The sequence below is a fragment of the Paraglaciecola sp. genome, from assembly GCF_039942875.1.
In the GTDB taxonomy this organism is placed as follows: domain Bacteria; phylum Pseudomonadota; class Gammaproteobacteria; order Enterobacterales; family Alteromonadaceae; genus Paraglaciecola.
The window spans coordinates 1-9,301 of the sequence record NZ_JBDVBQ010000048.1 but is presented as its reverse complement, the minus strand read 5'-3'; the positions used below and the strand labels follow the sequence as shown (position 1 = coordinate 9,301).

The 9,301-nt window shown below is 39.7% G+C and carries 7 protein-coding genes and 4 tRNA genes; 3 read left to right on the top strand and 8 right to left on the bottom strand.

The window, feature by feature from the left end:
- The 8 genes from ABJE44_RS16870 to murB form a co-directional block, all read right to left on the bottom strand.
- Positions 1 to 140: GTP-binding protein (locus ABJE44_RS16870; protein ID WP_348112728.1), on the bottom strand; the 140-nt coding region annotated here is incomplete at its 3' end.
- 60 nt (positions 141 to 200) lie between these two features.
- Positions 201 to 276: transfer RNA gene (locus ABJE44_RS16865), tRNA-Thr, on the bottom strand.
- Between the two features lie 12 nt (positions 277 to 288).
- A tRNA-Gly gene (locus tag ABJE44_RS16860) sits at positions 289 to 362 on the bottom strand.
- Between the two features lie 33 nt (positions 363 to 395).
- Positions 396 to 480 (bottom strand) — tRNA-Tyr (locus ABJE44_RS16855).
- 7 nt (positions 481 to 487) lie between these two features.
- Positions 488 to 563: transfer RNA gene (locus ABJE44_RS16850), tRNA-Thr, on the bottom strand.
- A gap of 142 nt (positions 564 to 705) precedes the next feature.
- The gene (locus ABJE44_RS16845) at positions 706 to 1,431 is read right to left on the bottom strand and encodes a type III pantothenate kinase (RefSeq protein ID WP_348112737.1); all 726 of its coding nucleotides are present in this window, start codon (positions 1,429 to 1,431) and stop codon (positions 706 to 708) included.
- Entirely contained in the window at positions 1,415 to 2,389 is a 975-nt protein-coding gene (gene birA, locus ABJE44_RS16840) for a bifunctional biotin--[acetyl-CoA-carboxylase] ligase/biotin operon repressor BirA (RefSeq protein WP_348112736.1), read from the bottom strand. The genes ABJE44_RS16845 and birA overlap by 17 nt, the downstream gene beginning before the upstream one ends.
- Positions 2,386 to 3,384 (bottom strand): UDP-N-acetylmuramate dehydrogenase, encoded by a 999-nt coding sequence (murB, locus tag ABJE44_RS16835; protein WP_348112734.1) that lies wholly within the window; start codon positions 3,382 to 3,384, stop codon positions 2,386 to 2,388. Before murB ends, birA begins: the two co-directional genes overlap by 4 nt.
- 187 nt (positions 3,385 to 3,571) lie before the next feature.
- Here murB and imuA point away from each other — a divergent pair, with 187 nt between their 5' ends.
- Genes imuA through ABJE44_RS16820 form a run of 3 tightly spaced genes read left to right on the top strand, consistent with a single transcriptional unit; the run spans position 3,572 to position 8,801 of the window.
- The gene (imuA, locus tag ABJE44_RS16830; protein WP_348112733.1) at positions 3,572 to 4,264 is read left to right on the top strand and encodes a translesion DNA synthesis-associated protein ImuA; all 693 of its coding nucleotides are present in this window, start codon (positions 3,572 to 3,574) and stop codon (positions 4,262 to 4,264) included.
- 2 nt (positions 4,265 to 4,266) lie between these two features.
- Positions 4,267 to 5,706 (top strand): DNA polymerase Y family protein, encoded by a 1,440-nt coding sequence (locus ABJE44_RS16825; RefSeq protein WP_348112732.1) that lies wholly within the window; start codon positions 4,267 to 4,269, stop codon positions 5,704 to 5,706.
- Positions 5,706 to 8,801 carry an error-prone DNA polymerase gene (locus ABJE44_RS16820; RefSeq protein WP_348112731.1) on the top strand — a complete coding sequence of 1,032 codons (3,096 nt, stop codon included), beginning with the start codon at positions 5,706 to 5,708 and terminating at the stop codon, positions 8,799 to 8,801. The genes ABJE44_RS16825 and ABJE44_RS16820 overlap by 1 nt, the downstream gene beginning before the upstream one ends.
- Positions 8,802 to 9,301: the final 500 nt, after the last annotated feature.

Genomic DNA, 9,301 nt, shown 5'->3' with positions numbered 1-9,301 from the left:
AATGCAGATGCATCGCCACCGTAAGTTTTTGCTAATACAGTTGTGATTGCAGCTGTTAATGTGGTTTTACCGTGGTCAACGTGGCCGATAGTACCTACGTTTACATGCGGTTTAGTACGTTCAAACTTTTCTTTTGCCATTGTCTATTCCCCAGCAAAGTACATTAAAATTGATTTTTTATTGAGATGGGGAGAGACATGTGGTGCTGATAGGCAGATTCGAACTGCCGACCTCACCCTTACCAAGGGTGCGCTCTACCAACTGAGCCATATCAGCATTTCACAAAAATGGAGCGGACGGCGAGAATCGAACTCGCAGCATTAGCTTGGAAGGCTAAGGTATTACCACTATACGACGTCCGCACAACTTGCTCTCATACCATATCAAGCAAAAAGTGGTGGAGGGGGCAGGATTTGAACCTGCGAAGGCTGAGCCGTCAGATTTACAGTCTGATCCCTTTGACCACTCGGGAACCCCTCCAGATTGATGGTGCCGACTACCGGAGTCGAACTGGTGACCTACTGATTACAAGTCAGTTGCTCTACCAACTGAGCTAAGTCGGCACTGCATCAAGTGGGTGCGGATTCTAGAGTAAGATTTCAGGGTGTGCAATAGGGAATTTGCAAAAAATTGTATTTTTTATGTTGTTTGTTGAATTTTAGGGCTAACTGCTCAATTTACGGTCATTTCATTGTGGGTAAATGATTATTTTTCTATTTTTTCACTAAGAATATTTAAGCCAGATAAGACTAAGTTTTCAAAAAAAGTGACTTTAGGTAAATTTAACTGCTCAACTAATGAGCTAGCACCACCCGTTACAAAAATATCGTAGTCATTAAATCGTGACAAAAGATAATTATTTGCCATCAAAACAAATCCTTGCTGCTGTGCTAAACACCCTAAATTGACACAATCTTGAGTTTTATCACCCAAAGTTAACTTTGTTGGCATTTGGCTATCAGCAAACACTTGAGCGGTACGAATCTGTAGGCTGTCTTTCATTAGTGAAAAACCCGGTGCAATCCAGCCCCCTAAATGTTTCCCTTCATATAAAACATCACAGGTATTGGCTGTCCCTAAACTTAAAACAGCCACAGGTTTAATGGTTTCTTGTGAGGCGGCAATCATAGCCAGCCAACGATCCACTCCCATAGTGGTCATATCTTGATAGGCAAACTTTAAACCGTAGGCCTGCTTTTGAGTGACTACTATGTGTAAATCTATACCTAACGGTAAGACTAACCCTTGTAATTGTTTTACTTGGGAGGCCTTACCAACACTAGATAACCATATATTTGATACATGGTGTAAATAAGGGATTAACTCTGTAATTGAGTTACAAACGTTAATTTTGGTTAAGTCACTGCCAAAGGCAAACTTGATCCTGCTGTTGCCGATATCTATTAGCAAGCTATTAAGCTGGTCTGACACTGACTTCTCCTCCGTGAAATGCTTTAACACCTTGTTCTGTTTCTAATAAAATAGCACCACTTTCATTCACTCCCCGGCTAATACCAGAAATAGTTTGTTTACCCACTATGAGTTTAATGGCTTGATTGGCGTACACATCTTTACTACGCCAAGCCTCAATAAATGGGGCTAATCCATCACGCTCGAAAACGTATAATGTTTCGGAGAGGGTAGCCAATAAATTTGCAGCTAATCGATTACGCTCTAGTGAATTATCTGTAAGTTGCGCCAAATCTATCCATGGCTGATCTATTTCTTCAACATTTTTGGGCAATGATATATTCAAACCAATGCCTATGACGGTTTGACAGCCTAGTCCCATTTGACCTTCTACCTCTATTAGCACACCAGCAAGTTTTTTACCTAAGCCATAAATGTCATTTGGCCACTTCAGTTTAATGCCTTCGATACCACTTAAACTTAATGCTTTAGCCACAGCAACTCCGACAGCTAAACTCAACCCACCTAGTGCGGGGTACCCTCCAGAAAAATGCCAATACATGGATAAATACAGGCTACTACCATAAGGAGATACCCATTTACGTCCATGTCGACCTCTGCCAGCGGTTTGCGCTTCAGCTAAACAGGCATAACCGTTCTCTAAGTTATCAAACCTTTCTTTGATATATTGATTGGTGGAACCAATAACATTTAGCACCTCAATAGGTAATGAGTAATCAGCAGGCAAATGAGTTGATATTTCTTTGTGGGCTAGAAAATCTAAAGGATTAGCTAAACAGTATCCTTTCCCTGTTACGCTATAGATATCTAGACCAAGACTCGTTAAGGCTTTTATATGATTAGATATAGAGGCTCGACTAAGGTTTAAAGTTTGACCTAACGCTTCACCAGAATGAAACTCGCCATTTGCTAAAACAGATAGCAAGATACTGCGTACTTCATCAACTGATTTGCTCATAATGTCACTAGCCCTTGGCTATCCATCAGCCTTACTTCATTTTCTAAGTTGATTGAAAAGGTATGACTCACGGCTGATTTGATGCTTCTGGCGAACTGTAGTAGCTGCTCTCCTGTTCCTGTCCCATCATTAAATAACACCAAAGCTTGATTGGGATGGCATCCTATACCGCCGTTTTTTTTGCCTTTAAAACCCAACCTGTCAATTAACCATGCAGCAGGGACTTTCACGTTACTAGCATCAATAGGATAGTTAGGGATTTCAGGCCACTCTTGTTGTAATTCAGTAAATAGTTTTTTATCAATAATAGGGTTTTTAAAAAAACTTCCTGCATTACCTATTTTGATAGGATCGGGTAATTTACTCTTACGCAATGCCACTACTTTATTAAAAATATCCATAGGAGTAGGTGCAGTTAAGTTTTGTAGTTCGCCATATTGGGTAACCGCCATCCAATTTTTAGGTAATGCTAAAACAACTTGTGTGATAATAAACTGACCTGCGAGCTGTGATTTAAAAATACTGTCGCGATAATCAAATTGGCAATGCTCACGGTCTAGGCTTTTTACACTATGAGCATGTAAATCAAAATAATCTACTCTACGAATAAACCTTTCAATCTCTACACCATACGCTCCAATATTTTGAATGGGCGCTGCGCCTACTGTCCCGGGAATTAACGCAAGATTTTCCAAGCCATTTATTCCTTGCTGCATACAATATGCAACAAGTTGATGCCAATTCTCACCTGCAGCCGCCGTCACTAAGTATTCAGAGTCAGACTCTTCTATTTGTATGCCTTTCAGTGCCATTTTAAAAATAGTGCCTTGGTAGTCATCTAGAAAAACAGTATTACTTCCTCCCCCCAAAATACAAAAGGGATCGGTTGTGACATTCATAAATTGTTTTTGCAGCATATCGAATGAATCTATCGAGATAACATGATTACCAGAACTTGATAATCCAAATGTGTGAAGAGAAGTTAAAGAATGCACTTATATCTAGGGGCTGAGGAGTTTGAGACTATTTTAATCGAGCAGCGACTAATTACTAGTAAAAGAAGTCTAATCACTCAGCTTTTAACACGACTCGAATTACTTCTCTTTTTGATAGCTAAAACTTGCATATATATACTCGACCAATATACTGTTTATTTATACAGTATTAATTCGTACATAATAAATGCATCCAACTATTAATTACCTCAAAAATAAGAACTTGCTATGGCAAGCTAACCACATTGCCCATAACAAAAAAAACGAGCTGCATACTGGTTATCAGGAACTAGACAATGCTTTGCAGGGCGGTTTTCCTGAGCATGGCGTAATTGATGTTCGCAGTCCTCTTGGCATAGGAGAGTTACGTTTATTGTTGCCTAGCATTCTACTTAGGCAGCAACAGGATATTGCTGAATTAACCACACTTATCGCTCCCCCTATGGATGTAAATGCTGAAATGTTGGCAGAGTTTGGGTTATCTCTTGAACGAGTAATACTCATTAAACCTAGCTCAGCACAAGATACTCTGTGGAGCACAGAACAAAGTCTAAAAAGTGGCTGTTGCCATAGTATAGTTATATGGCATAGCTGCTTATCAGTGGCACAAACTAGACGTTTACAACTGGCTGCAGAAAAAGGCAACTGCCTTTTGTTTATTATTCGCCAACCAAATCAAGAACATATTTCTTTACCGGTAAGTTTGGGATTGCACTTAAGTCCAGATAAGGCCGGTATTAACGCTCAAATCACTAAACGCAAGGGCGCATTTTCCAAAAAATCGTTCACCATTAATATGCATCACTACTGGCCTGAGATCTGTCAACTACAACACAGTAATGTGATCACCTTTCCACTTCGAGCATCGCAGACAGGCTGATCATGACAAATCCTCCCTGTGTGATGCAAAAACTTTGGCTGTACTTGTACTTTCCTAGCTTACAGCTGGACACGCTATTACAACAAAGCTCTGACAAAAACATTCATAAACAAGCTTATATCATCTTTGATGAAGCAAAGAATCAAGCATGTCAACTTAACAAGGCTGCATACCAAGCAGGTATACGTTTGGGGATGGGTTTAGGCACCGCCTCTATGCTAAAGGCTGATTTACAGGTTATTCCTTATCAAGAAAAAATTACAAGAAATAAGCTTAATAATATTGCTCAAAACTTATATTTAGCTACCAGTGACATTTGCTTTTTTAGTGACAACGGGCTCTTGTTACGGGTACATAATATGCTGAATCTATATGGTAATTTAGCAACTTACTGGCAACATATTAAACATATATTAGAGACTCAAAATGTTCATTTTCATTATGCGACTGGGCACTCGCCTTTGGCGGCTAAGTTATTGGCAATTAAAGCATGGGATCACATAACAGATAATCAAAAATATATAGAAAAGGCTGTCAGTCAATGCAGATTACAACATACCGAGTTGCCCCCTAAAGCCATACAAAAGCTAAACCGCGTTGGCATACATAATATAAAAGATTTACTTAATCTCTCTCTTGCCGATATTGCCAAACGATTTGAAATTGACATAGTCACTTATATTGGTCGGTTAACTGCTGAACTATCCCACCCTATTAACTTTTTTCATCCAAAACCGTATTTTGACCAAATTATCGAATTGTTATTTGATGTAGAAAACATACAAATATTACAAAAGCCCTTAATTCAATTACTTTCTAGGCTAGAGCAATTCCTAAAAGAACGCGATCTCTTAACCCAAACCTTAAGTATTTACTTAAGTCAAAGAGAACATAAGCCTATTGAATTAGAAATTCACTCTCAGCAAGGGGAGTACTTGGCTAAGCGCTGGGAAACATTAGTATATCTAAAGCTTGAAAATATAACCTTAAACAGTCCTATTTTTGGGATTCAATTAGTCGCCTCAGAGACCTTTATCAGGAGCCCTGATGAACAAGATTTATTTACAAGTAAACAAGGCACACTATCTTCTTTGCAGTTAACATCTATGCTGCAAGCTAAATTAGGGAAAGATGCCGTTTTAAGCCCTACATTGAATGATGATTACCGCCCAGAGCAAACAACATTATTAAATCAAACCAGCCCAAAGACCGCGATTAAGGTCTCACTTTTTGCACTTCGTCCTAGCTTTTTATTAACACCGCCACAACGCTTGCAAGAAAAGGTTTATTTAACATCTGGACCAGAGCGCATTGAAACCGGTTGGTGGGATTCTGAATTTATTATTCGAGACTATTTCGTTGCATATAATACTGTTGGTCAGTGGTATTGGGTGTTTAAAACCCCCCATAACAAATGGTATCTACATGGTGTATTTAGCTAGTGCCAAATCCATATCAATACGCCGAGTTATTTTGTCAAAGTAACTTTAGTTTTCTATATGGCGCCTCTCACCCACAAGAACTAGTAACACAGGCAGACTTTTTAAAATATCGAGCTATTGCTATCACAGATGAATGCTCTGTAGCAGGTTTAGTTAGGGCGCATACAGCAGTAAAAGAACAAAATCTCAAAATCAAACTTATCGTAGGAAGCTTTTTTCGATTTGAATCTGACTTTACATTTATATTATTGTGCCCAAACCGACAGGCTTATGCTGAATTATGTAGAACAATCACCAATGCACGTAAGCGGACACCCAAAGGAGAATATCAATTAACTGAATGGGATTTACGGGGAATAAAGCATTGCTTAACTATATGGTTGCCCAGCGGTGAATCAGAAGCGAATAACAAATGGGCCCTATGGCTAAAAAAACACTACAACAGCAAGGTTTGGCTAGGATATCAAAGGCATTTAACCGCAAACGAAAACCGCCATTTACATCATATCGAGCAACTTAGCGATCTTTATAAGTTAAACATCTGTGCTTGTGGGGGCGTGCTTATGCACAATACGCAAAGACTCCCCTTGCAGCATACCCTAACTGCCATTAGAAAAGGCACCGCTATTAGTCAACTTGGACGTCAGCTCCTTCCTAATAGCGAACGTTATCTGCGGCCTTTGGAAAAACTTAAACATCTATATCACTCAGAATGGCTTGCAGAAAGCGTACGTATAGCCAACTTTTGCGACTTTAATTTAGATGACTTGAAATATGAATACCCCAGCGAATTAGTTCCTAAAGGGAAAACAGCGACTGAGTATTTAAGGCAGTTAGTTATACAAGGGATGACCATTCGCTTCTCTAGTGGTAAACGGCTTACCTATTCTATTAAAAAAATCATAGCGAAAGAATTAAAGCTCATTAAAGAATTACAGTATGAATACTTTTTTTTAACTATTTATGATGTTGTACAGTTTGCTCAACAGCAAGAAATTTTATACCAAGGTAGAGGGTCTGCCGCTAACTCAGTGGTCTGTTATTGTTTACAAATCACCGCTGTCGATCCACGACAAATATCCGTATTATTTGAACGCTTTATCTCGAGAGAGCGCAAAGAGCAACCAGATATAGATGTCGACTTTGAACATGAAAGACGTGAGGAAGTCATTCAATATATTTATAAAAAATATGGTCGTGAACGAACAGCCATTGCAGCTACTGTTATCACTTATCGCCACAAGAGCGCGATTAGAGATGTAGGGAAAGCATTGGGAGTCAGTGAGCACCAGCTAGATTTTTTCATAAAAAACATCAATCACAGAGATAATGAACTCGGCTGGCGTGGCCAGATCAACGAGTTAGGTTTTGACCATCAATCAAACCAAGGACAACTATTTACTAGCCTAGTGGATGAAATAAAAGGGTTTCCCCGCCACCTATCTCAACATGTTGGTGGCTTTGTTATATCGCAAGGACCACTTTATCATCTAGTTCCCATAGAAAATGCAACCATGGCAGAACGCAGTGTCATTCAATGGGATAAGGATGACCTTGAAAGTTTAGGTTTACTCAAGGTAGATGTATTAGCCCTTGGTATGCTCACTGCTATTCGTAAATCGTTTTCGCTCATTCAAAAGTACTACCAGCACGAATACAGCGTAGCTGCAATAACAGCGTTAGGCGATGATAGGCAAGTCTATAAAATGATCCAAGCAGCCGACACAGTTGGCGTTTTTCAAATAGAATCCCGAGCTCAAATGAGCATGTTACCAAGACTGAAACCCAGCACATTTTATGATTTGGTCATTCAGATCGCGATAGTCAGACCAGGTCCAATACAAGGAGGAATGGTGCACCCTTTTTTGAAACACCGAGCCAATCCAAAGTTAATAGAATACCCCTCATTAGATTTAAAAAAAATTCTATCAAGAACCTCAGGGGTCCCCATTTTTCAAGAACAAGTTATTAAGATAGCGATGGTAGCTGCCGGTTTTACAGGTGGTGAAGCAGATCAATTACGTAGAGCAATGGGCAGTTGGAAACGTAACGGAGAATTAAGCCACTTTCGAGAAAAGTTAATGACAGGAATGTTGGAAAGGGGATACAAAGCAGATTACTCAGAGCGGATATACAAACAAATCTGTGGTTTTGGTGAATATGGCTTTCCTGAGTCTCACTCAGCTTCTTTTGCAGTCTTAGCCTATGTCTCTAGTTGGTTAAAGTATTATTATCCAGCTGTTTTCTATACGGGTTTATTAAATAGTTTACCTATGGGCTTCTACTCTGCTGCGCAATTGATAGAAGATGCTAAACGCCATAATGTAAGCGTGCTGCCTTTGTGCGTAAATGCTTCTAGCCATGATCACACAATAGAATACAAAAATAAAAACTGGGCGATACGCTTAGGTTTTAGAATAATTAAAAATATAAACTCAAGTGATTCACTAACCTTAATAAAAGCTAGGCCTGTAAAAGGCTATAATGACATTAACCAAATCAAAGCCTTAAAATTATCACGTAAATACTTGGAAGCACTCGCCAGTGCCAATGCTTATCAGACTATATGTGATAACAGGTATGCAGCGCGCTGGTTATTAATGGATTCAGAAGCTGACTTACCACTATTAAATAGTCTAAAAAACTTAGATACAAACACTATTCCCACTCCAAGCCCCAGCGATAACTTGTTAGAAGACTATGCAGCAACAAGCTTAAGTCTAACAATTCATCCAATTACATTATTGCGAGAAGCAAATCTACTCCCCAGTCATCTACAAGCAGATCAGTTGATACAAAAAAATCACCATGCCCATGTTAGTGTTATTGGTTTAGTGATTGGAAGACAAAGGCCCGGAACCTCTAAGGGTGTTACATTTATTACTCTTGAAGATGACACTGGAAATATCAATGTAGTCGTGTGGTTAAATACCGCACGAGCTCAAAAACAAGCTTTTTTAAAATCGAAGATATTGCAAGTAAAGGGAATTTTAGAGCGCGGTGATGGTGGAGTCACCCATGTAATAGCCGGAAAGTTAATTGATTTAAGCTCAACCTTAGCAGACCTTAATAGTAAATCACGAAACTTCCACTGAATTCTGAATGGTATTTGATTATTAAATTCCAGAATGCAAAAAGGGGCTACCCTTTCGGATAGCCCTCGTTGTGAAGCCATTTCTTTAAATAGGAGTCTGCGTGGCTGGCCTTCCAGCAGTGTGCGGGGCACCCCGTGCGACCTACATGGATGTAGGAAGTGCAGAAAGTTGTCTGGAAAATATTGTAGGAGGGTTAAACCGAGTCTTTCTGGAGCACTGCTCCAGCGGTTTAACAGTTTGGCATGGATGTCATATTTGGGTGAGCTTCTTCAGGGATGAAGCACTCCTAACAAGAAGGTACTTAGATTATCAAATCCCAGAAAGCAAAAAAGGGCTACCCTTTAGGATAGCCCTTTCTTTAAATAGGAGTCTGCGGGGCTGGCCTTCCAGCAGTGTGCTACTCTCGCATGGGGGTGAAGGTGGTTTGCTTTTAGCTGCAAAGCAGCGTAACCGCCTGAACGAAGGGAGCCCTGCGAGCTTCCGGACAATCCACTTCGTGA